The sequence below is a fragment of the Nocardia seriolae NBRC 15557 genome (assembly GCF_007990715.1).
GTDB lineage: Bacteria > Actinomycetota > Actinomycetes > Mycobacteriales > Mycobacteriaceae > Nocardia > Nocardia seriolae.
In genome coordinates this window covers 1-22,714 of the sequence record NZ_BJWY01000064.1, presented here as the reverse complement: position 1 = coordinate 22,714, position 22,714 = coordinate 1, and the positions used below count along the sequence as shown (strand labels likewise).

21 protein-coding genes and 2 pseudogenes are annotated in these 22,714 nt (G+C 66.2%); 13 read left to right on the top strand and 10 right to left on the bottom strand.

The window, feature by feature from the left end:
• Positions 1–79: 79 nt before the first annotated feature.
• Positions 80–310: a hypothetical protein gene (locus tag NS2_RS19805; RefSeq protein ID WP_033088932.1), complete on the top strand. Its 231-nt coding sequence runs from the start codon at positions 80–82 to the stop codon at positions 308–310.
• A gap of 61 nt (positions 311–371) precedes the next feature.
• On the opposite strand, the gene NS2_RS19800 is transcribed toward NS2_RS19805, so the two are convergent.
• Complete coding sequence (locus tag NS2_RS19800) at positions 372–1,208, bottom strand: hypothetical protein (protein WP_143161289.1); 837 nt, start codon at positions 1,206–1,208, stop codon at positions 372–374.
• 334 nt (positions 1,209–1,542) lie between these two features.
• On the opposite strand from NS2_RS19800, the gene NS2_RS19795 reads away from it, so the two are divergent.
• Positions 1,543–1,902: a hypothetical protein gene (locus tag NS2_RS19795; RefSeq protein ID WP_143837498.1), complete on the top strand. Its 360-nt coding sequence runs from the start codon at positions 1,543–1,545 to the stop codon at positions 1,900–1,902.
• Here NS2_RS19795 and NS2_RS19790 read toward each other — a convergent pair.
• A complete protein-coding gene (locus NS2_RS19790; protein ID WP_033088951.1) occupies positions 1,893–2,378 on the bottom strand; it encodes a MarR family winged helix-turn-helix transcriptional regulator in 486 nt (161 codons plus the stop codon). The two genes, NS2_RS19795 and NS2_RS19790, sit on opposite strands and share 10 nt — an antisense overlap.
• Before the next feature lie 188 nt (positions 2,379–2,566).
• Here NS2_RS19790 and NS2_RS19785 point away from each other — a divergent pair, with 188 nt between their 5' ends.
• Both NS2_RS19785 and NS2_RS19780 read left to right on the top strand, forming a co-directional pair.
• Positions 2,567–4,795 (top strand): putative glycosyltransferase family protein, encoded by a 2,229-nt coding sequence (locus NS2_RS19785; RefSeq protein WP_033088933.1) that lies wholly within the window; start codon positions 2,567–2,569, stop codon positions 4,793–4,795.
• 86 nt (positions 4,796–4,881) lie between these two features.
• Positions 4,882–6,648: a chloride channel protein gene (locus tag NS2_RS19780; RefSeq protein WP_052086643.1), complete on the top strand. Its 1,767-nt coding sequence runs from the start codon at positions 4,882–4,884 to the stop codon at positions 6,646–6,648.
• Here the strand turns inward: NS2_RS19780 and NS2_RS19775 are convergent.
• Positions 6,642–7,031, bottom strand: a pseudogene (locus NS2_RS19775) (ArsR/SmtB family transcription factor). The gene NS2_RS19780 and the pseudogene NS2_RS19775 sit on opposite strands and share 7 nt — an antisense overlap.
• On the opposite strand from NS2_RS19775, the pseudogene NS2_RS19770 reads away from it, so the two are divergent.
• Positions 7,021–7,554, top strand: a pseudogene (locus tag NS2_RS19770) (oxidoreductase dimerization domain-containing protein); the annotation flags it as partial. The pseudogenes NS2_RS19775 and NS2_RS19770 overlap by 11 nt on opposite strands.
• A 46-nt stretch (positions 7,555–7,600) precedes the next feature.
• Here NS2_RS19770 and NS2_RS19765 read toward each other — a convergent pair.
• Together NS2_RS19765 and NS2_RS19760 are read right to left on the bottom strand one after the other, a co-directional pair.
• Complete coding sequence (locus tag NS2_RS19765) at positions 7,601–8,281, bottom strand: phosphatase PAP2 family protein (RefSeq protein WP_063865022.1); 681 nt, start codon at positions 8,279–8,281, stop codon at positions 7,601–7,603.
• A 95-nt stretch (positions 8,282–8,376) separates the two neighbouring features.
• On the bottom strand, positions 8,377–9,522 hold the full coding sequence (locus NS2_RS19760) for an alpha/beta hydrolase (protein ID WP_052086644.1): 1,146 nt from the start codon (positions 9,520–9,522) through the stop codon (positions 8,377–8,379).
• Positions 9,523–9,870: 348 nt separating this feature from the next.
• Here NS2_RS19760 and NS2_RS19755 point away from each other — a divergent pair, with 348 nt between their 5' ends.
• Genes NS2_RS19755 through NS2_RS19740 form a run of 4 tightly spaced genes read left to right on the top strand, consistent with a single transcriptional unit; the run spans position 9,871 to position 14,060 of the window.
• Entirely contained in the window at positions 9,871–10,494 is a 624-nt protein-coding gene (locus NS2_RS19755) for a TetR/AcrR family transcriptional regulator (protein WP_052086645.1), read from the top strand.
• Positions 10,460–11,206 (top strand): ABC transporter ATP-binding protein, encoded by a 747-nt coding sequence (locus NS2_RS19750; RefSeq protein ID WP_052086646.1) that lies wholly within the window; start codon positions 10,460–10,462, stop codon positions 11,204–11,206. Before NS2_RS19755 ends, NS2_RS19750 begins: the two co-directional genes overlap by 35 nt.
• Before the next feature lie 11 nt (positions 11,207–11,217).
• The gene (locus NS2_RS19745) at positions 11,218–13,563 is read left to right on the top strand and encodes an ABC transporter permease (protein WP_036546451.1); all 2,346 of its coding nucleotides are present in this window, start codon (positions 11,218–11,220) and stop codon (positions 13,561–13,563) included.
• A 32-nt stretch (positions 13,564–13,595) separates the two neighbouring features.
• Positions 13,596–14,060, top strand: coding sequence for a nitroreductase family deazaflavin-dependent oxidoreductase (locus NS2_RS19740; RefSeq protein ID WP_033088935.1), 465 nt, complete (start codon positions 13,596–13,598; stop codon positions 14,058–14,060).
• Between the two features lie 28 nt (positions 14,061–14,088).
• Here the strand turns inward: NS2_RS19740 and NS2_RS19735 are convergent, their stop codons facing one another.
• Positions 14,089–14,502, bottom strand: a complete 414-nt coding sequence (locus NS2_RS19735; RefSeq protein ID WP_235263970.1) for a universal stress protein — start codon at positions 14,500–14,502, stop codon at positions 14,089–14,091.
• 359 nt (positions 14,503–14,861) lie between these two features.
• Positions 14,862–15,506, bottom strand: coding sequence for a plastocyanin/azurin family copper-binding protein (locus NS2_RS19730; RefSeq protein WP_033088937.1), 645 nt, complete (start codon positions 15,504–15,506; stop codon positions 14,862–14,864).
• A gap of 86 nt (positions 15,507–15,592) precedes the next feature.
• Between NS2_RS19730 and NS2_RS19725 the strand changes: the two genes are divergently transcribed.
• A complete protein-coding gene (locus NS2_RS19725; RefSeq protein ID WP_306455141.1) occupies positions 15,593–17,086 on the top strand; it encodes a DEAD/DEAH box helicase in 1,494 nt (497 codons plus the stop codon).
• Here NS2_RS19725 and NS2_RS19720 read toward each other — a convergent pair.
• A complete protein-coding gene (locus NS2_RS19720) occupies positions 17,083–18,078 on the bottom strand; it encodes a potassium channel family protein (protein WP_033088938.1) in 996 nt (331 codons plus the stop codon). The genes NS2_RS19725 and NS2_RS19720 overlap by 4 nt on opposite strands.
• A 1,029-nt stretch (positions 18,079–19,107) precedes the next feature.
• On the opposite strand from NS2_RS19720, the gene NS2_RS19715 reads away from it, so the two are divergent.
• Together NS2_RS19715 and NS2_RS19710 are read left to right on the top strand one after the other, a co-directional pair.
• The gene (locus NS2_RS19715) at positions 19,108–19,686 is read left to right on the top strand and encodes an MspA family porin (RefSeq protein WP_230464322.1); all 579 of its coding nucleotides are present in this window, start codon (positions 19,108–19,110) and stop codon (positions 19,684–19,686) included.
• 67 nt (positions 19,687–19,753) lie between these two features.
• Complete coding sequence (locus tag NS2_RS19710; protein WP_106852413.1) at positions 19,754–19,987, top strand: hypothetical protein; 234 nt, start codon at positions 19,754–19,756, stop codon at positions 19,985–19,987.
• 487 nt (positions 19,988–20,474) lie between these two features.
• Here the strand turns inward: NS2_RS19710 and NS2_RS19705 are convergent, their stop codons facing one another.
• Both NS2_RS19705 and NS2_RS19700 read right to left on the bottom strand, forming a co-directional pair.
• Positions 20,475–20,972: a hypothetical protein gene (locus NS2_RS19705; RefSeq protein WP_147207242.1), complete on the bottom strand. Its 498-nt coding sequence runs from the start codon at positions 20,970–20,972 to the stop codon at positions 20,475–20,477.
• A 576-nt stretch (positions 20,973–21,548) separates the two neighbouring features.
• Positions 21,549–22,145 carry a DUF4241 domain-containing protein gene (locus NS2_RS19700; RefSeq protein WP_033088942.1) on the bottom strand — a complete coding sequence of 199 codons (597 nt, stop codon included), beginning with the start codon at positions 22,143–22,145 and terminating at the stop codon, positions 21,549–21,551.
• Positions 22,146–22,474: 329 nt separating this feature from the next.
• Between NS2_RS19700 and NS2_RS36820 the strand changes: the two genes are divergently transcribed.
• The coding region (locus tag NS2_RS36820) for a hypothetical protein (RefSeq protein WP_222594876.1) at positions 22,475–22,714 on the top strand (240 nt) is incomplete at its 3' end.

The following is a 22,714-nucleotide window of genomic DNA, read 5'->3' as shown; positions in this document are numbered from 1 at the left end:
TTGCGGTCGGCATGTGGTTGGTGAAGTTGTAGGTGGATGGCGAAATGAAATCCTGTGGTCGACACTCTCGTCGTTCATCATGACCGAGGACCGGGGCAACGAGGTCCGGGTGCGCCTCCGCTTTCCTGACGGCGGTGCCGTGCTGGACTACCGCACGACCCGACCGGCGGCCGATCGCCTGGCGGTCGAGTTCGGCCGACACGGCGTGTCGGTGACGATCGACGACCAACTCCACGACCGGCTCCCGGCGCTGCCGCACGCCCAGCTGTGGATGAGGTCTGCGGATATAGGCTCGACCGGGTCGCCGTGATCAACTGGGGGCCAGGCTCTTTCGTTCGAGAGCCGCCGAACGTCGGTTACCCGGTCGGGTTCTATCCGGTTGCGGGCCACCCGGGATATGGGTCCTGCGGCTCCGCGAGCGTCACCGCGGCATCGCTCGCCGATGACGCCTCGTGTGGATTCGATCGGGTCCATTGAGCGCAGCCGTCGACGGTGGCGGCGTCACTCGCCCGACGGGGCGATGGACCCCACGCCTCGGCAACCGACCAGCCATGAAATGGATCGAAGCGTGGAACGCGGCTGGTTTGCCCTCCATCGAGGCCGATGGAGTCGGCGACGCGGGTCGTGTCCGAATTCGACGTCACCCGCAGCCAGGTGACCCACCCGTGGTCGAGCTTGCCGCCCTCACCCACGCTGCGCCAGTGATAGGTTCTGCCCCCATTGTCCGACTCGGCCACATTTCCGAAGTCGACGCAGTACGCGGCGGTGAACCCCTGGGCATCCGGATCGATGCGCAGGATGCGGGCGAGGAAGGTGCCGCGCCACCGGTAGGTCCACGTGCCTTCGCGCGCACCGACGGGGTATGCGCCGCCGTCGGGGACGTGCAGCTCGACGACGTCGGACACCGCCGCGGAGTAGCCCGGATAGGCCAGCCGGTCACCGACCGCGAGGGACAGCCGTTTGCTCTCCGCGAGGGCTCGGACCACCGTTGCCTCGGGGCTCATGAGGTCGATCGCATCCGGGGCACTCCACCGGAAGGTGTGGTCGCCGGCCCATTCGGCCGGGAAGGCGTACTCGTCAGCGGGTACCGCCGCGAGCCGGGCCGGCGTCAGGGGCTCTACCGAGGAACCGCCGTCGGCAGAGCACGCCGCGGACAGCAGCACCGTCACTGCTGTGCCGAGCTTCGCTCCGCGGCCGATCGAAACCATCACCAATCCTTTCAGCCCGGCAAGGCATGACCTATGGCCTCGTCGTGCTGGTATAGCCGCGCCAGAATACCGACCAGCGAGTTTCTTTTTGTCGGCGGGTGCAGGTGAGTGGTCATGATCGTGCGTCGGCCGCGTGCCCATGTCAAGAACCGACCAATAGGCATGTTCGGGGTGTTGAGCCTTGTCGAGACGGAATTGATGCACTAAGCAATGGTTGCAGTGTGAATGTTTTTGCTACGCTCGGACGTACGCCTCATCGGGGTGGGTCGACCGGCACAGCGACCTTGCCGAGGGCTCGGGCGAAACCGGCATTCCGTTTTGAGGAGCAGGGCCCATGACTTGGGATGTACTGGCTTTCACTTTGGCCGCGCTGGATTTGGCCGCCGCCTTCGGCATGCTCATGATCGGGCTGGGAAACGTCATCGGCCCACCGGTCGCCACTCGCTGCGGGCAGTGCTCGCGTTGGATGACGCATCTGGGGGACCAGCTCTCGCCGCGATGCATGCGATGTCGATTGCCTTCCGTATCGCGACACACCGGTGGCGAGGCACCCGCTCGCGGCGAAGATCGCGTGCCCGCGTTCCGGGTGGGGGACAAGGCCATTCCGGAGGCGGAGGGGTGGCGAATCGCCGTGTCAACGCCTCGGCCCGCGGTGCTGCCCTCTATCGCTCTCGCGGTGCGGAATCAGAGCTGATAGCTGTCGACGTCGAGATCCCGATGTGGTTCGCCGCCTGCCGCGGTGAACGCCGTCAGCGCGCGCACCAGGCTGGATCGGTCCTTCTCGGGCATCTGTGTCACCACCGCGGCGATCTCGCGACGCCGATGGGCGGTCACCTGGTCGACGACCCGGTGGCCGAGCGTGGTCAATTCGATGATCAGCTCACGCCGGGAGTCGGGGTTCGGTTTGCGGTTCACCAAGCCCGCGGCGACCAACCGGTCCACCATGCGTGCGGCGGTCGACGGCTGCACGTTCAGCGCGTTCGACAGCGTCACGACCTTCGACGGACCCCGCGTGGACAAGATGACCAAGGTCCGGAACTGCGGGATGGTGATGGACTCGTCGACCAGCGCGATCGATCGCGCGGACAAGGCGACCAGCAGGCGAGAGGCGGCCAACAGTGCATCGGTGATCTCGTCCACGGACTCGCCGACCACCACGTCCTTCGCCATCGCGACCACCTCCGCAAACTCGGTATTCACCTACCCCCTCTATCCTGCCGTGTCCGCCCCGATTCCGTGTAACCGCATCGCGGTTCGCGTGGGCGAATTCGGACTCCGGCATACAGAAACTGTTGCATAATGCTTTGATTGGGTAGGGTCTCCGACTCGTGGGAGTGCGTGCAGCGTTCGAAGCTCGAATGGACGTGTGCCGGTGGGGATTTGCCACCGTCGTCGGCGTGGTCGCGGGGTACGCGTCAGTGTTGTTGGCGAATCCGCGCCACTTCTATACCGATGACACCGAATCCCAGTACGGCCCGATGTGGGTCATGCTGGGGCGGCACATGCACGAGGGGCGATTCCCGGCCCTCGTGCCATGGGAGTGGATGTCGGGCAACTACTCTCTCGAGGAGGCCGGCCTCTACAACCCACCGCAGATGCTCGTCGACTGGTTCGCACCGGAATTCGACAACCTGGCGCTGTACGCCACGATCGTGAAGCTGATCTTCTCGATCATCGCCGCGCTCGGCGTCTTCCGGGTCTGCCTGGCCTACGGGGCCCGGCCGCCGTGGGCGACGGTGGCCGCCATCGCCTTTCCGCTCTCGGGATGGTTCCTGTTCTTCGACGAGGCCAGTTGGGCGACCTCGCTGACGGGCACCGCGTGGATGCTGCACGCGTGGGCCTCGGCAATCCGCTACACCCGAACGCCGTGTGAGGGGCGGCGTTGGTGGAACGGGCCGATCCCGGTGTTCGTGTTCCTGTATCTGGCGATCTCGGTCCAATACGTCTTTCCCGCAGTCGAAGCCGCGCTGATGATCGGGGCGGTCGCCGTCGGGGAAGTGTTCTACCAGCGGGTGTGGCGACCGTCGCTGCGGCTGCTGGCCGTGGCGGCATGCGCGGGACTGGCCGGGTTGGAGACCTACTTACCCGGCATGCTGTCCTCACCGGTGACCTGGCGGGGCAACGAACGCATCCTCAATGACGACTTCCTCAACGTGGGCTGGTCGGAGTCGCTGAACGCGAGTCTGCCGAGCACCGTCCCGGCCTTCACCGGTTGGTGGGGATATGTGCAGCCACTGCCGATGGTCTACATCGCCTGGTTCCTGATTCCTTTGCTGGCGTTCATCGACTGGTCCGCCATGCGGAACGCATGGCGCGAGCACACCGGGATGGCGTTGTTCGTGGTGACGTTCCTGATGTGGACGGCCGGGCCGGGACGCATCGGTCCGCTGCGCTGGCCCGCGCGGGTGCTGCCGATGCTGGCGGTCGGGCTGCTGGTGCTGGTGTGCGTGGCGCTGTCCCGCTACGGGAGTTTCGCCGACTGGCGTCGCCGCGGCGCCGCCGCCGCGGTGCTGATCGGCCTGCTGTTCATTCGATCCTTCAGTGCCGCACCGCATCTGGTGATCCGTCACTTGATTGCCGCGCTGGTCGTCACGGCTCTCACCGCGGCGCTGGTGTGGCTGGCCCGTGCGCGCGGAGTCGCGGCCGCCTGTGCGCTGGCGATCGTGGCCATGTTCCCCATCGCCTATGACCAGGTGCGCGTGCAGTCGCCCACGCCGATGTCGTATCACTTTCCGGAACGTCGTTCGGAGATGGCTGCGGTATTCCCGCATTTCGGCGGCGTCACACTGCAACTCGCCGACCGTGCTCTGGTGCCTCCCGCCGAGCAGTCACTGGCCGGGGCGTGGGGTTCGCTCACGTTCGGCAACTACGCCAAGAACATGCACCTGAACTATGTGAACGCCTACACCCCGATCGGGTACCGGAAGTTCAGCAAACTGCTGTGCATGGGCTGGGACGGCAGCACCTGCCCGGCCGCCTTCGGCGCGGCCTTCTCGTCCGAACCCACCACGGGCCGAAGCTACGTCGATCTGATGAAGGTGGATCGCGTTGTGCTGCAACGCGTCCAGTACCCGGACGCGGGCAGCCAACCCGCCCCGCCGGGCTGGAAATGGGTCGACTACCCCGGCCACGAGCGCTACATCTGGGTCCTCGAACGCGAGGACGGCCCGATCTCGACCCGCGACGGATTCATCGCCGACACCCGCGGCGTCGCGACCAGTCCCCTCGAGCGCGACAGCGTGACCAGCCATATCCGCGTCAACTCCGCGCACGGCGGGCAGATCGTGTTCGCCAGACTGGCCTGGCCTGGCTACCGTGTCACCCTCAACGGTCGCGACATCGGCTTCCACACGATTACTGGAACCTTCCTCGCCGTGGATATTCCGCCCGGCACCGAGAACGGTGAACTGATTGTGTCCTGGCGGCCACCCGGCTGGAAGATCGGAATCGGCACCGCCCTGCTCGGGCTGATCGGCCTGGGATGGCTGCAATGGGCACACCGCCGCAGGTCAGACGACGAAGACGACCATTCGGGTTCGGGCTCTGCCGAACCGGTCACCGAAGAGTTGACGCCCGTGTTCGTCTGATCGACCAATCCTCTCGGTCGATCAGACGACCAGTCTGTTCACACCCCCCATTTCCGCGCGCAGTGCAACTATTGCATACTGCAATCATGTTGGTGCTCGACGGAGCCGGGCAGAATCGGCTCCGAATCTCCCTCGGCTCACGCAGATCCTTCCTCGGCTGGTTGCGGGAGAGTTCGTCCGGAATCCTGGTGCTGGCGGTCGCCGTCGGCGCCGCGACCGGTATCGCGGCGGTGGCCTTCCGGTATCTGATCACCGGGGCGACCCGGCTGTTCACCGGCTACGACGATTATTCCGGACTCGGCCGGATCGCCTCGGCGCAGTGGCCCGCGCTCGGATTCTGGTTCCTGCTGGCGGTGCCGGTGGTGGCCGGTGCGATCTACGGTCCGGTCATCTACCGGTTCGCGCCCGAAGCGCGGGGGCACGGCGTGCCCGAGGTGATGTACGCGGTCTCCGAACGCGGCGGCCGGATCGCACCGAAGGTGGTGGTGCTCAAGGCCTTCGCGTCAGCGCTGTGTATCGGCGGCGGCGGATCGGTCGGCCGGGAAGGGCCGATCGTACAGATCGGGTCGGCCACGGGATCGACCCTCGCGCAACTGATCCGCCTCGACACTCCACGGGTTCGGTTGCTGGTCGCCTGTGGCGCCGCGGGCGGCATCGCGGCCACCTTCAACGCCCCGCTGGCCGGGCCGTTCTTCGCCATGGAACTCATCCTGCGCAACTTCGCCGCCGAATCCTTCGGCGCGGTGGTGCTTTCCAGCGTCACCGCGAGCGTGGTCGGGCGAGCGATACTGGGCAACACCGCATTTCTGACGCTGCCGGTCTTCGCGGTCCGCAATCCCGTCGAGTACCCGCTGTATCTGCTGCTCGGCCTCGTCGTCGGTGCCGTGGGCGTGTGCTTCTCCAAGGTGCTGTACCTGATCGAGGACCTCTGCGACCGGGCCTGGCGCGGACCCGAATGGGCCCGGCCCGCTGTCGGCGGCCTGCTGCTCGGGGGTCTGCTGATCGCGCTGCCGCAGATGTACGGCGTCGGCTATCCCGTGCTGGAGAACGCCGTCGAAGGCAAGTACATGCTCGGCATGCTGGCGTTGCTGCTGATCGGGAAGATGCTCGCCACCAGCCTCACCATCGGCATCGGCGGATCCGGCGGCGTGTTCGCGCCGACGCTGTTCATCGGCGCGATGGCCGGGACCGCCTTCGGCGAGATCGTGCACCAGATCCTGCCCGCCGCAACGGAATCCCCGGGTGCGTACGGGTTGGTCGGCATGGCCGCCGCGCTCGGCGGCTCCACCCGAGCACCCATCACCGCGGTGATCATCCTGTTCGAGCTCACCGGCGAGTACAGCATCATCCTGCCGCTCATGGTGGCGGTCGCGGTGGCGACCGGGGTCTCGCGTCTGCTGTCGTCCGACACCATCTACACCCGCAAACTCCTGCGCCGCGGCATCGACATCGACCGCCCGCACCACCCCTTCGCCGCCGTGACCGCCGCCGACCTCGCCCAGCCCATCCCCGAATCGCTCTGGGAGAGTTCCGATCTCGCCTCGGCGGCGAAGATGCTCGAAAAGACTCCGGGCGGAATGCTCCCCGCGATCGACGATCGCGGCCGGTACCGCGGTTGCGTGTCCGCACGCGATGTCGCCGAATCCCTCGACGCGCCCGAGCCGCCTGCCGCCGTGGCCGCGCTGATCCGGACGCTGCCGCCGATCACCGCCGACACCGGCTTCCACGACGTCGTCACCGCACTCGCCGGGCACGGCGGCACCGGCCTCCCGGTGCTGGACGCGGATCGCACGGCCGTGATCGGCTGGGTGAATTACGAAGCGCTACTGGCGGTTCTGCACCCCGATCATTGATCGGCGGCGGGAATGCGGCCGCAGCAGGTCAGGGCGGCGGCATTGTCGGCGGCGAGGGATCTAGCGAGCATCACCAGATTCACCACCCGCGGATCGCCGACGGAGTAGCGCAGCTTCTTGCCGTCCCGGCGGGCGACGAACTATCCGCAGTCGGACAGGCACGACAGATGGACCGAGACACGGGGCTGGGAGATGCCGACGTGCTCGACACATTCGGCGGATGTGCGCTCGTCGGCGATGACGAACTCCAGCAGCTTCAGTCGCGTCGGATCCGACAGGGCGCGAAAGAATCTCGCCGTGGCATCCAGATGCGTGCACGCGGTCTCGGTACCGGGCGCACCGGCGTCGGTGGCCGTCGCAGACCGAAGCGACCTGGTGGCCACCGGACGACGGCCCGATACCCGAGGGCTGCACCTGGATTCGGTCGGCGTGACTGTTGGCGAACTGGGCGCGGTGATCGTCGATGACCGCCAGCGCAGCACGAATCCACGGATCTGGGCAGCCGGAGACGTGACCGGCGGCCCGCAGTTCGTGTACGTGGCCGCCGCCCAGGGCACGGTGGTCGCCGACAACGCCCTGGCCGGTGCGGACCGGGCCTTGGACTACACCGCCGTACCCCGCGTGACGTTCACCAGCCCGGCCATCGCCGCCGTCGGAATGACAGAAGCCGCGGCGGCCCGGGCCGGATGGCACTGCCGGTCCCGGGTCCTCGAGATGTCGAATGTGCCCCGGGCGCTGGTCGATCGCGATACTCGCGGCCTGGTCAAGATCGTCGCCGACGCCGAATCGGGCCGGATCCTGCGGGTGCATGCCGTCGCCGACGGCGCCGGGGATCTGATCACCGCCGCCACCTACGCGATGACCGCCCGCCTGACCGTCGACCAGCTGGCCCACACCTGGGCCCCGTCGGATTGGAGCCTCCGCATGGGCCGACCTGAACTTCAGGTCCTTATCAGTCACCACCCGTGCCCTGCGCCCGCCGCTCAGTGCCTTCGCTGTAGGACTCGCCCTCGTCGGGCCGCTTCGGCTCGGCCGTCACCAGTGGCCGCAGCGGTGTGCCCGCGATGAGTTCGGTCAGCGCGGTGAGGGGGCGCGCAAGCAGCCACCAGCCCAGCACTGTGAAGCCCGCGCCCAAGGTGAGTCCGGCGAGCACGTCGTGCGGGTAGAGGGCGGCGGTGTAGACGCGCGAAAACGCGAGCAGCACAGCGAATCCCGCGGCGAATGCGCCGACTTCCCGGGTGCAGGCCAGCAGACCCGCCGCGGCCGCGCCGGCCAGGACCGCGTGATCGGAGGGAAATCCGTAATCGGACGGGCAGGTGACGAGTATCAGGATGTCGTGGCGGGTGGAACACGGCCGGGTCTCGGCGACCGCGCTCGTGATCGGCTGGTTCAACGCCAGTGCGAGCAGCGCCGCCGTTCCGGCCCACCCCGCAGCCGCGACGGCGCGAGCGTCGGCTCGGGTGCGGGCGCTCCACCAACCGGTCAGCAGCAGGGCGCCGATCAGTACCGGGCCGTAGGTTGTCAGGTCGTGCATCGGGGCGTGCAGCCACCGCGTATTGCGGGCGAAGGTATTGATGTCGTCGAACAGATCCGGATCCGACAGCGTCGCGTAGCTTGACGCGGAGATCGTCACAGCCTCACCATCCTTCGTCGGTAGCGGCTGTACCCGGCCTTTGCGGTGCGCACAGCGGGTACGCCTGGTCGTTCGCCTCGGGTTTGCGAATGCGGTCAACGCGGGCCGGAACACCGATCCGCGGGCTGGCAAGTCGGTAGCGATCTGATGGATCCCGGCCGTCCTACCGCCAGAGCGGTTGGTGCGGAGGGTCCCTCGGGCGGGCTGAGATGGGTGTTGAGCCAGCTGAAGGCCTTCGGGTACATCGCGCGCCAGGTGCCCCAGTTGTGCCCGCCGTCGTCGGCGATCAGTGCCGGCGCGACCTGGGTGGGTGCTTTGGCGGCGGCGGCCAGGGCTTGCGCGTTGGCGAGGGTGCTGAACCGGTCGCGGCGGCTCGTCGCGACGAGCAGCGCGACCCGGGGTCCGTTGGCCGCCAAGCGAATCGGGTCGTTCAACCGGCGCAGCGTGCGGCTGGGCACCACGTCAGGGTCGCCGTGGAAATCGTCGGGACTGAAGCCGAGCCCGGTGGCGAAGGCCGCCGGATACCGAAGGGGTAGTGAGATTGCGCAATAGCCGCCGGTCGAATCACCGGCCATCGCCCAGCCCGATGGCTCGGCGATGGCGCGGAAATGGGTGATCACCAGGGCACGGACATCCTGTGCCAGCCAGGTCGCCGTCTGCGGGCCGCGGGGGATGTTGGCGCAGTCGGTGTTTCCGCCGGGATCGACGCGCGGAATCACCAGGATCGCCGGTGCCAGTTGACCTTTGCGCATCATGTCGGCGAGCTCGGTGGTCGCGTGACCGCCCTTGATCCAGGCCCCGGGCGTGCCGGGGACGCCGTGCAGCAGCATGATCACCGGAAAGCGGTAGCCCCGATATTCGGGCTGGTCGTATTGGGGTGGAGTCCAGACCAGGACCTTGCCGCGCAGGTGCGACCGGGGACCGGTGTACTCGGTTGAGACGACCTGGTCACCGACATCCTGGAAAGTCACGGGGCCGGATCCCGCGCCGGTCTGCATATCGGCGGCGGGCGGTTCGCCCAGCATATCGTTCCAGGAACTGTAGAGAGCGAAATTGTCGTTGACCCACAGGCCGAGCACCGCGACGGCGGTGGCCTGGCACATGCCGATCATGAACAACCGAGTCAGCAAGCGCGTCCATCGTGGCCCGCGTACCGAATTCCAGGCGGCCAAGGTGGTCAGCACGGCGGCCGCCGCCGCGGCGATCATGACGTAGAACAGGCAGTCGCTGGTCAGGCTCATCGGATCGGCACGCGAAGGTCTTTGCCTGTCAACTGATTCGGGTGGGGCACGGCGATTCCCGCATCGAGGATCGTCGGCGGGTGCACGGGGCGGAGTGCGTAGGGGTCGCGCGTCACAGTTCGGCAGGCTACCGGATAGGGGCCTGATGCAATAGTTGCCCTATGCACTTCTATGATTGCCTCCTCTGGGTGAGAGCTGCGGAATCGTGAAGGGAGCATGGCGGGAGTCTGGAGCGTGCGAGGCGAGCGCCTCGCCATATATGGGCAGTAAGCAACTATTGCATAGTGCAATAGAATTTGATAGCTTGGGCATACGCCCAAGGCGATTGTCCAAGGCGGGAGGACGGAGATGGCCACCTCGGTCGAGCAAGGTCGTGAGACGCGCGCACGCCTGATGGCGGCAGCGGTCGACCTCGTCGCCGAGCATGGCTGGGGCGAGGTGACCACTCGCATGGTGGCCGACCGCGCGGGAGTGCGACCGGGGCTGGTGCACTACCACTTCGCGTCGGTGACCGATCTTTTGATCGATGCCTCGGTGCAGGCCGCGCGGCGCGAGTACGAATCGGTGATGGCGGGGGTGATGGCCCTGCCTGGTCCGGAGGCGATGCGCGGCATGCTGGCCGCGATCGCCGCCTACACCACCATCGATCCGACGACGGTGGTCATGACGGAGATGATGCTCGCCGCGACCCGCCACGAGCGGTTGCGCGCCGAACTGGGCGGGCTGGTCGCCGAGGCGCGGACCGTGCTGGCCCGGTGGTTCCGCGACAACAGCGCGGTGGCCGATCCCGAAGCGACGGCGGCGGTGGTGGTGGCGTTGCTGGACGGGCTCATCCTGCATCGTCTGATCGATTCGAGCCTGGGTGCGGTGGATGTGACGGGGCCGCTGCTGCGTGCGGCGGGACTGACCGAGTGTCGAACGAGCGAGGGGAAGTCGGATGAGCAAGCAGGAGGAGGCGGCCCCGGCAGGTGACGGCCGCCGGGGCGGTGTCATCGTGCACGGGCTGAACAAGACCTATGGTGTCGGCGAGGCCGCGGTACACGCGCTGGTCGATGTCGACCTCGAGATCCAGCCGGGGGAATTGGTCGCCGTGCTCGGGGCCAGCGGTTCGGGAAAGACCACGCTGCTCAATGTGATCGGCGGCATCGAGGCTGCCGACAGCGGCTCGATCGCTGTCGCCGGTGACGATATCTCGGGGCGTGATCCCGCCGCGTTCGGTGAGTTCCGGCGTGACCATGTGGGTTTCGTCTTCCAGTTCTTCAACCTGATCCCGACCCTGACCGCGCGGGAGAATGTCGAGGTCATCGTCGAGCTGACCGGGCGTGGTGAGCGCGCCCGGGTGCCGGAGCTGCTGGCGGCCGTCGGGCTCGCCGATCGCGCCGATCACTTCCCGGCTCAGCTATCGGGTGGTCAGCAGCAGCGGGTGTCGATCGCGCGGGCGCTGGCCACCGACCCGGACCTGCTGCTTGCCGACGAGCCAACCGGCGCACTGGACGTCGCGACCGGGCAGGGCGTGCTCGAGCTGCTGCAGCGGACCAGCCGCGCTGGTCGGGGCGTGGTCATGGTGACACACAACGAGGTCGCCGCGCGCCTGGCCGACCGGGTGATCCGCATGCGCGACGGCCGAGTCGTCGCCGACGAGGTGAACGCGAATCCGGTTGCCGCCACGGACATTCGGTGGTGAGGGCGGTGTTCATGGCCTCGCATCGAGCCCTCCATCGCAAGGTTCTGCGCGATCTGCGGCGTCGCGCGACGCAAGTTGCCGCCGTCGCGGTCACGGTTCTGCTGGGCGTGCTGCTCTTCGTCGCCAGCTACGACTCCTTCCGCAATCTCGAAACCTCCTACGAACGCACATATTCCCGCCTGCATTTCGCCGACTTCACCGCCATCGGCGGCGATTCCGAGCGAATCGCGGCCGCCGTGCGCGAAGCGCCGGGAGTCGCCGGGGTGTCGGTGCGCACCCAGGCCGATGTGCCGCTGTCGATCGGCGGCGGCAAGCTGCTGGGCCGCGTGGTCGGCCTGAGCGGACCCGACGGCGTGAACCGGATCGACGTAACCACCGGAACGCCGCCGGCCCCGGCCGATCTCGACCGAGTCGTCGTCGAACACCACGCCGCGCGGACCTTCGGTCTGCACGTGGGCAGCGACATGCGGGTCTTCGACGGCACGAACTGGCACACGCTCACCGTCTCCGGCATCGCCTGGTCACCGGAATACCTCTGGCCCGCCCGCAGCCGCCAGGAAGTGCTCGGGGATCCACACGGCTTCGCGGTCGTGTTCGCCCCGCAGGATCAGCTGGCGCGGCTGACCGGGAACGCCGGGACAACCCAGACGCTCGTCGAGATGCGGTCCACGGCAACCCGATCCGAGCGCGATCAGGTGGCGTGGCTGCTGCGCGAGGCGGGTGCGGTCGACGTGACGACCAAGGCCGACCAACCCTCCAACGCGGCCTTGCACGAGGACCTCAGCGGATTCTCCGAACTCGCCGTCGCCTTCCCAGCCCTGTTCCTGGTCGCCGCCGCAGTGGCGGCGTATGTGCTGATCACCAGGATCGTGCTGGCCGAACGGCCGATCATCGGCACGATGCTGGCCCTGGGCGCGCGTCGGCGCACCGTCATCGGCCACTACACGGGCTACGGGGTCGCGATGGTGCTCGCGGGCACGGCATTCGGTGTGCTGGGCGGATTCTTCGCCACCTCCGCGGTGACCGCGGCCTACACCAAGGCGGTCGGAATCCCCGACACCGTGGTCGACCATCGGCCCTCGACCGCACTCGCCGCCCTGGCTCTCGGTCTGGTCACCGGTGTCGTCGCGGGCGTGGTTCCGGCGCTGGCCGCCGCACGCCTCGCTCCCGCCGAGGCCATGCGCGGCGACGGGCTGCGACCGGCAAGGGCCGGGCGGTGGTCCCGATCGACAATAGGCTGGCATCGGCTGCCGGTGGTGGCACGAATGACATTGCGCTCGTTGGCACGTGGGCGACGACGCACCATCGCCACCATGACCGGCGCCGTCTTGGCCCTGGTACTGATCCTGGCCTCGGTCGGAATGCTCACCAGCATGCGCTCGGCCCTGAACATCCAATTCGACCGGGTCGAACGAGAGGACGCCACGGTCCTGGTCTCGGCGCAGTCGAACGAGCTTGCGGCCCAATTGCATTCGATCCCGGGTGTAGCGGAGGTCGAACCCGCCGACATGACGCCGGTGACCTTGTCCGCCGACGGGCGCTCATACTCCACCATGCTGACCGGACTGCTCCCGGATACCACCATGCACGGCTTCCGCGTCAGCGCGGGCGATGGCGCTCGGCTGCCCGAGAACGGCATTCTCGCCGGTGCGGCGGTCGCGAAGCAGCTCGGCGTCTCGGTCGGCGACACCCTCACGGTCACACCTGCTTTCGGGATCCCGAGAACCGAGCAGTTGAAGGGGCTGCTCGACGAGCCACTGGGCACCTATGCCTACGCCACCCGAGCGACCACGACCGATGTCGGTGGTGCCGGATTGCACGGTTATCTGCTGCGGTTCACCGCGAGCGCCGATCGGGATGGCTTACGCGCCAAGATCACCGACCTGCCCGGAGTCGTCGCCTACAGCGATTCCCACGCGATCCGCAACCAGGTGGATCAGTTCCTCGGGCTGTTCTGGGCGTTCATCGCGGTGATGCTGATCTTCGGCGCGCTGCTGGCCTTCACCGTCATCTACGTGATGATGACGGTGCACCTCGCCGAACGCACCACCGAGCTGGCCACCCTGCGCGCGGCGGGGGTGCCCGTCCGCAAGCTCACCGCCTCGCTCGCCGCCGAGAATCTCACCGCGACCGTGCTGGCGGTCCCGATCGGACTCGCCGCGGGATACGTCGCGGCCTGGGCACTGCTGCGCTCGTTCACCAGCGACATGTTCACCTTCGGGCTCTCCTTCGGCATCGCCGCGCCGGTTCTCGCGGTTTTCGCGGTGCTGATCGCCGCCGCCCTCTCCCAACTCCCCGCGGCACGCCTGGTGCGACGCATCGGCATCGCCCACGTCGTTCGCGAACGCGCCCAATGACATCCGCAACCCCCGTCGAAGGAGAACGACCGATGGCCACGCCCAAGCTCGCTTCCAAGCTCGGCGCGCGAGCGCTACAAACCCGGTGGGTGGTCCGCAGCCCCATCGCCCTCTACCGAGCCGGACTCGGTTTCCTGTTCGGTACCCGACTGTTGATGCTCGAGCACATCGGCCGCAGCAGCGGGCAACGTCGATACGTCGTCCTGGAGGTGGTCGACCACCCCAAGTCCGACCAGTACATCGTGGTGTCCGGATTCGGCGTCCAGGCCCAGTGGTACCGGAACATCGCCGCACACCCCGACGTGCGGGTCTCGGTCGGCGCGCGGCGCGCCCTGCCCGCGACCGCGACGCCGATGACGGCCGCCGAATCCGCGGCGGCGCTCGACCGCTACATCGAGCGGCATCCCAAGGCCTGGGTCAAACTACGCGGCACGATCGAGGCGGCCACCGGCAAGCCGGTGGACACCCTTCCCATGGTGCGATTGCAGCTGCGCTGAAACCGCTTACCTCACACCGTCCCTGACATCAGCGATCGCCGGTGCGAACAATGACGACCGGGCAGGCGGCATGCTGGGCGCAGTGCTGGCCGACCGAGCCGAGCAGCATGCCGCTGAAGGCCCCATGGCCGTGACTCCCGACCACCAGCAGATCGGCGTCCGCGGCCGCCTCGATCAGCACCGCCGGCGGATGACCCACCAGAACCTCCGGCGTGACCGGCGTCGTCGGGTGCTCACCCAAGACCTCCCGGATGATGTGCTCGAGGTTCTTGTGGGCTCGGGCCGCGAAGTCGACATCGGAATAGTCCACCGGCATGCCGTGATTGGGCGGAAGCTGCCATGCCTGGATCGGATGGAGTTCAGAACCTGTCAGGGCTGCCTGCCGCGCAGCCCAGCGCAAGGCCGACTTCCTCGACTCTGAACCGTCCACGCCGACGATCACCCGCGGTGTGGCTCGACCGTTCATTCGTCTCACCTCGATTCTGCGGAGCCCGTCCGGGCTGACCCGGACTGGCTCGAGCGGGTTGACCCCAGGCCGACGCGGAAACGCCAGCTGAGGTGTGGTGTCAACGATGCGCCCGGTCGGCATACGACCGTAGGGCCGAATGTCGCGGGCCGACAGTGACCGTGGTACCACGCCGACGTCGGTTGGAAGTCTGGCGCGCACCCGTTGCATCGGAACCGCCACCGGTTTGCCGTCGATGGTCCTGGTGGAATTCGACGGGCTCGGAATCCACCGCACCCGCACCTCGTGACGGTGCGGCCCGCCGTCGAGCCAACAGTTGTCATCGACAACAGTGCTCAACTGCCGGAGGATCCGCCGCCGACGACGACGAAAGCGCCCGACATGCCCTTCTCCGCGTGACCCGGCACCGGGCATACGTACCGGTAGCTGCCAGGCACATCGGCGGTGAAATCAATTGTCTGCGTGTGCATTCCCGCGATACCGGCATCGCCGAGCGCCGTCACCTCAGCCCCGCGGAACGCCGGAGACGTCATCATCATCGGAAACGGGTCGCGGGTGACCATCAAACCGTGTGCCATGTCGTCGTCGGCATTGATGAACTGCATGTGCACTCGCGCACCCTCGGGCACGGTGATGGTGGGGTCGATCAGCCCCACGATTCGGAAATCCTCCGCGGGCATCACCGGACTGGCCAGCACCACCAGCCGAACGTCCGGGCCGATGAAGGTGATGCTGTTGCGGGAGGGGTCCACCGCGGCATCGATCGGAGTCTGCGCGCCGAGCCTCGTGGCGTCCTCCTCGCTCACCCTGGGACCGGGCGCGTCGCGCAGCCGCGCGCCCATCGCCGTGCCGGGATCGTGGCCGCCCATCATGCCATCCGATCGACCCCACCCCACGTACCCGACAACCAGAACGGTGAACGCGACCGCGAGCATGATCGCACCCACCAGCGCGACGACGAGCAGATATCGTCGATTCATCACGGCAGCACCCCGTTTCGATTGCGCGTACACACAGTGTCGGACCGCCGCCAGCCCCCGGAACAGGGACCTTCCTAACGAGGCGAGTGGCCGATGTCCCTCTCCTCGCACCGGCTGGGCTGATCCGGCCGAGGCCCGCCGTCACGGTTGCTGGCCGTGCGCTATTGGCATGTTTCGTCAGTTCTGCGGGCATCATTTGTCTCTCATCCGACTGGATTGCCGGTTGGATTCCATTGGTCATCGTTGCGTCGGCTCGTGCTCGTATCAGGGGGATCGCCGCACCTATCGCACACGGGAGTGGGGGATCGCAGAGATGTCCGAGTCGGTTGCCGAGGTCTGGGCGTCACCGCTTCACCTCGGCGGCAACGCCATTCGCCAACTGCTCGCCTCCGGGGGCGAGAGCTGGTCGGGCAGTCGTGAGTTGTCGACCCCGGCCGTCGTGCTGGACTCATACCGGGGAGCGATCGGATTTCAACCTGCCGGGGAGCCCAACAGTTTGCGCCGACCGCAGATCGGCGCCCTGCACTCCATCGTCGGCTACCAGTCCTCGGGGCTGGAGGAGCCGGCCGTCGTCGTCATGCCGACGGGGGACCGGGAAAACGGAGACGATGCTGGCGTGGATGGTGGCGCGTCGCCCCGAGCGTCTGCTGGTGCTGGTGCCGTCGGTTGCGCTGCGAGAGCAGGTGGCCTCGAAGTTCGAGACCCTGGGCATCCTGCGCAAGGAAGGCATCACTGCGTTGTCGGCATTACGCCCATGCGTCGGGCGCGTCGAGCATGCCTTCGCTGATGCTGGCGAGGCCGTGCTGTTTGCGAAGGCCTGCAACGTCATTGTCGCCACGCCCAGCGTTCTGAACGCCATGGCATCCGAGGTCCGAGCCGCACTACTCGAGGAATGCACCCATCTCGTCCTAGACGAAGCACACCATGCCGCCGCCGCGACCTGGCGCTCGGTAATCCGGCAGTTCACCGGCCGCCCCGTGCTGTTGTTCACCGCGACACCGTTTCGGTCCGATGGCAAAGCCCTGCCCGGCAGAACGATCTTTCGTTTCCCGCTGCGAGAAGCCCAGCGGGAGGGGTACTTCAGCCGGATCGATTTCGCGGCCGTGCTCAACTTGGACGACCCGGACCGCGGTCGCGCCGCCGCGGCCCTCGACCGGCTCCGGGCCGACCGGGAGACCGGCTTCGACCATGTACTGCTGGCCAGAGCCGGGACCAGCCAACGCGCGGAGGAGATCCACGCTCTTTACGCGGAGATGGCGCCGGAGTTCGAGCCGCGGATCCTCTACCACCGTCAGGCTGTTCGACAGAAGGCCGCGACCCTCGAAGCGTTGAAAAACGGCGATTGCCGGATCATCGTCTGCGTCGACATGCTCGGCGAGGGATTCGATATGCCGACTCTGAAAGTCGGGGCTTTCCATGACAATCGCCGCTCATTGAGCCCGATGGTCCAGCTCGTCGGACGTCTCGCGCGGACTGTGTCGGCCACGCCCATCGGCAGCGCGAGCGTTTCGCTGTCTACTGTTCGGCGTGAGATCGCTTGGCGGAGTTCGACTGAAGGAGCGCTGAGTAGCGGCTGCTAGTCGGCTTGGGGTGTCGCCTCGGCTCGTACCGCGTCGAGTTGAGCCGGGGTGCCCAGGACGATCAGGATGTCCCCGGCGTGCAGCTCGGTTTCATCCGTGGGATTGGTGATGAACCGGCCCTCGGAGGTGCGCAGCGCCAGCAGCAGTGCGCCGGTATTGCGGCGTAGGGCGGTGTCGGTGAGGGTGCGACCGATCAACTCGGAACCTGCGCCGATACCGATTTCCTCGATCCGGTATTCGAGGGCGTCCTCGTGCATGACCACATCGAGGAACTCGGCGACATTGGGTTGCAGTGCGAACGCGGCCATGCGGCGGCCGCCGATCAACTGGGGATTGACCGCTCGATTCGCCCCCGCGCGAAGCAGTTTGGACTTCGAGCTCTCGGTGCGCGCCCGCGCGATGATCACCAGATCCGCGCGCAGCGCACGGCTGGACAGTGTCACATAGACATTGTCGGCATCGCTGTCCAGGGCCGCGATCAGCGCGTGAGCGTGGGCGATGCCGGCGGCGTCGAGCACGCTGTCCTCGGTGACATCGCCGAGTATGTGCGGGAATTCGATGTCGCGCAGTCGTTCCGGGTCCTTGTCGATGACCACGATCGTCTTGCCGAGACTCTGCAGGAACTGAGCCGTCGACCGACCCACCCGGCCCCAGCCGCACACGATGACATGCCCGCGCATCCGATCGATCCGCCGGTCCATGCGCCTCCGCTCCAGATGATGCCGCAGATGCCCTTCGATCAGAGCCTCCAGCAGGATGCCGAACAAGTAGAAGACGGTGCCCGCACCGACAAGGATGAGCACCATGGTGAACACCTGACCAGCCGGGGTCAACGGATGGACCTCACGGAATCCAACCGTCGTTATCGTCGTCACCGTTTGGTACAGCGAATCCAGAAAACCGAACCCCAGCACCGCATAACCGACGGTGCCCGCCAGCACCACCAGTAGGAATGCCAGCGCCACACGGCTGAGGCGGAGCAACGGATTCACCGCACGATTGTGTCATCCATCGTCATCAGCGCAACATCGTCCAGCGGGTAGCTGTTCGCTCGACAAGGGTTCGGGGCGGCTCGTGTTGTGGCACGGGATGGCTTCGGCGCGAAGCGGGTACCGGGCCTTGTGGCGGGCTGATGTCGAGATATGCGACGCGAGAGGAGCCGCGGCCATCGAACGTGGGAACTACCATCGGGGAATCGTCCGCGACCACCCTCTCACACTGGGGGTACCCGTGGTCGACTGCTCCATGCCGCCAATACCGAGGGCGAGGTGTCGTTGATGATTTGCCTACGCTGGTCGGCGGCCTGGTCGGACCCGCAGCCTCGAAATTCATCGCCACTCGCCCGACCCGCGCGGCCACGCCACCACAGGCCCGCGTCGCATCCGTTTCAGGAATACCTTGGTGGACCGAAGTGAATGATCCCGTCCTCCAGGGGCTTTCGGCCCGTCGGCAGGTTTGTGGGCGCGAATAGACTCGCCGCGGCGTGCTCGAGCAGTCTGGCAGGTTCGGATGCGCTCCCAAGTTTTCAACCGCGATACCGTCGGCGAGGCCGGGCGACCGCCAGAAGCCACCGTCATAGAAGCTCGCATCGACTACCACGCGACCGTCTTGGGTGATGCCCGTGCCGTTGGGTTCCCACCACCCGAAATTGCTGGAACTCCTTGACGACCAGGCGATACACGCCAGCACCGAGCCCACCCTCCTGTACTTGCGCTTCTTGCCTCCGTCGGACTGATCCACGTCACGCCAGCGGTACAGCGGGACGTAATGCGCGCCGTTTGACAAGGCGAAGCGAGCGAAACCGGCGATTGCCTCAGCCACCTCTGGGGCGATCCGCGCCTCAGCCGCCCGACGATCAGCATCAGGCCGGACTTCTTCTCGAGCGTCCTCAGTGATTCTCTGCTGGTACTCGGCTCTCATCCGAGTGACGTCATCTTCGAACCCCACTCGTGCCTACGCTACGACCGAAGATCACCGGTGTTGGCCGCGCAATGGCCGCAATGTTGCTGGCATGTGGGTGGATGGCTGGTTCGGCCGGTGCGGATCCGATCGCCGACAAGTCCCGGCAGACCGTCACCGACGACGGCTGGGCCCTTGCCATCGCCGAGACCAACGAGAACCTCGACCGCTGGCCCAATTTGGCGAACTCGCCAGTCAGCAGAGAAGGTTTCGTCAGCCTCAAAGCGATCGCCGAGGTGAGTGGGCGAGGCACGCAACCGATCACGACCGGCACCGTCACCCTGGGGTTTCAGATCGGTTGTGCTGTGGACGTTTCCAATGGCCTGACCCTGGGTTTGGGGTTCTCCATCGGGCCCAACGCCTCGGTCGCCATCTCTCAGTTCCCTGGCGTCACCATCGGTGGGCGGGCCGCGGTGACCCCGAATATCTCCACCACCCTCAAGCCCGGCGCGATCGCCACGATCGCGTTTGGATGGAAACCCCTTGCCGGGCCGCGTGCTTCGGTCACCGCCGAGCAGGTCGAGATCAAGGTCGACGCGTGTGCTGGGCCAGTGACCATCAGATCCTTCGCAACAGCTGCGGTCTCCGCTGCGGACGCCGACAACAACTTGTCGGTTTACGGCGACCCGATCTGGTTGTGAAACCACCAGTGCCCCAACCCCTTCGCCATCGACCCCAGCACGTTAGCGCAGGAAGGTAGACCCGCTGATGACCGACACCACGCCTACTGTTGAGACCGCAGCGCCGCCGCGCGCGGACTCCGTGCCGGAAGCGGTGAACCCGACCGTTGTCGCGCTCGGTGGCTTCGCCCTGGGTCTGCTGCTGTTGATCGTGGCATTCGCGAACCTGAACCGGATCCCCGGCTGGGCCGACGATTACGGCGCGATCCTGGTCTATCGATACCCACACAGCAAAGCTGCCCTCGAACCGGCGGTGCTTTAGAAACAGAGCCTCACACCAATCGTCTTTCTTTCAGGACACGGGCGTAGGATAATCGGTCGCGATCCTGAGGAAAACGGTATCGGGTGATCGAGCGCAATCGGGATATTCTATTTCACGTTGGATGTTTGCCTGCCATCCGGGTATTGACACATGGTCGGAGATGTGACATGACTTCACGCCATGTCGGTCGAGTACCGTCGGTACATCTTTGAATTGTGATGAGGCTAGCAAACTGTCTACGGTTGCGGAATTCATGCGAATGGTCGCATCGAAATTATAGAAACGATCGCAATTGACTTCGAAACTTTCAACGACCGCGGAAGGTGGTAGGTCGATTCGCGCCATCCTGAATGCGGCGTCCGGATCGTCCGGAATGCAGGTCGGTTTACTGCCGGAGTCGAAATGGAACTTCTTCGCAACACCAACGACGACCACGGTTCCCAGAACTGCTGCAATTACAACGATGGCAATGAGCCAGTTCGATGGCCTACACAATGAACTCACCTTGGAAGGTCGGCATTAGATGATGGCCCTCGATGTTGAATTCCCGAGCCAACCCAGCTGTCTGCAGGGCTTGTATGTCGCCGTCTTCGATTGTCAAGGGTCCGATCTTGCTCTCTTTTCCGGTGTCCCATTTGTATCGGTCTGCAATATCGACCTGGGACTCGACATGCACAATAGGATTACCGCCCGGTGTCGATGGCGGATAGACGGTCACCACGCCACCGACAGAGTAATCGAATCCGCCGATCGCCCGAAACCAATCCGGATACTTTGTGGGTGATGGGTAGAATCCGAGCCACCCGGTACCGAACGGTGTGGGTTTGCCGTAGTTGCCAGACGCGACCGCTTGCGCCACAATCTCCGCAACCTGATTATGTATGGTGCGATTGACCTCATCGTTGAACTCGGGGATTTCGGTCATAAGCTCGGCTGGATCGAGATTCACGGTGTTGCCGGTGTTGCCGAGATAATGCCGGAGCATGCTTGTGACATGCGGCCAGACCGATGATATGGCTGGTAGGGCTTCGAGGATGGCCGCCTTGAAGGCCAGGTCGTCGGCACGTGACCAGATCGGCTGGGATCCCCATGGTGGGGCCCCCTTGTCGTGCGAGGTCCACGGGGGGAGGCGGGGGTATTTTGCCGTCGCCGGGATCGGGCGGCGGGGGCGCGGTGTCGTCCGGCAGTGGATCCACCGGCCGGTCCACCGGATGGATACCCGCGAGGCCCCGGGTGGAGGTCGGGGTGTTGCCGCCCAGGGCGTCGTAACGCATTGCCGCATTACTGCATCAATTGGCGCATACGGTCGAACAGGCTGATCCCGGGCTCGCCGAGCTGGCCAGCGATCTCGAGGTCCCCAACGTCTACCGGGACGACGGCTACGACAACCCCGAATCGATCAAGGACAAGATCCGCCAAGCATGCCGAACCTACTCGACGGACCGCCTTTCGCACTCGTGTTCCAGCGCTCGGACAGCCAAGCGGTGGTTGACGGGTTCATGGTCGTGACCCAGACGCGCCGGTTCTGGCCGCGCCTCGTGCCACGCCGCTGGCGGTCGGGTCAATCGCGGTAGACGACGCCGAAATCCAAGTGCAGGGCGGTCATTCGGCCGTCATCGGTGCGGGTGGCCAGCAGCGGGCAGAATCCGTCGCCCCAACCGGATTCGCAGAACACGATGTTCTGATGGTCGGGGGCGAAGGGGACAACAGTGTTGGCGTATTTGGGGATGCGAGGGTCTTTGCTGAACAGGTCGATCCAGGCGCCGGGGCGCCCGGTTTCCAGAACCGTGGTGTCGATATCGTCGGGGACCTGGGCGACGGCTTGCGCGTCGACGAAACCGGCCAGACCGGAATCGACGGATACGCCGTAGATCTTGCCGGGAGGAGCGGGTGGTTTTCCCTCCGGCGTGACGTTCTCGACCATCACGGGCGGATCGTCGCTGAAGACCAGGCTCAGGTAAGCGTTGCGGAGTTCGGTGTCGCCGTTGGGGTACGGCACCTCCGCGACGGTGAGCACCACTGGAATCTGCCCGGAGGCAACCGAAACCACCAAGCCCCGGCCGAGACTCACGAACGGATCGGAGGCTTCGACCCGGCCCGACAGCACGGTCAACGGCCCGATGTCGTGCACGGTGAGCGTGCACTGATCAGCGCCCATCGGCGCGGGCCCGGTACGTAGGGCATAGAGGTCGGCCAGACTCGGAGGCTCGTTGTCGTCTGCGGCCGGCGGGTCTGTCGTGCGTGCCGGGACCGTCGAGGTGACGTGTGCGAGAACCCGCTTGTCAGGATCGCGGTCGACGCCGCACCCAACCTCCCACCAGGCCGATAACGCAACCCCGAGCGAGGTCGTCAGACAGCGTCGCCGAGACATGGCCATTACACGACGTTAGCAACTATCAGGCAATCTAAGAGGGCTGGGTTCTGCATACCTGCAGGTCGAGCAGAAGTAAGCATGCCCGACGATCGAGAACAGGCCGCGCAGCATCCATGTATGGCGACGGTGATGCGGGAGCGCTGGAGTACCGCGCCATTCGACGGTCAATTCAGATTTCCGGACCGGTGATGATCAAGCGGGAACTGGAGGGTCCGGGAACGGTGTCATCAACGGAAGTATCAGGTGAAACAGCAGGTCAAGCCCTTGATGGCGTACTGCGCGTGCCGACCGGTTTGATCCGCAATTGCGGTCCATGGGCCGTGGGGTGGTTCGGGTTGATCGGTGTTAGTACT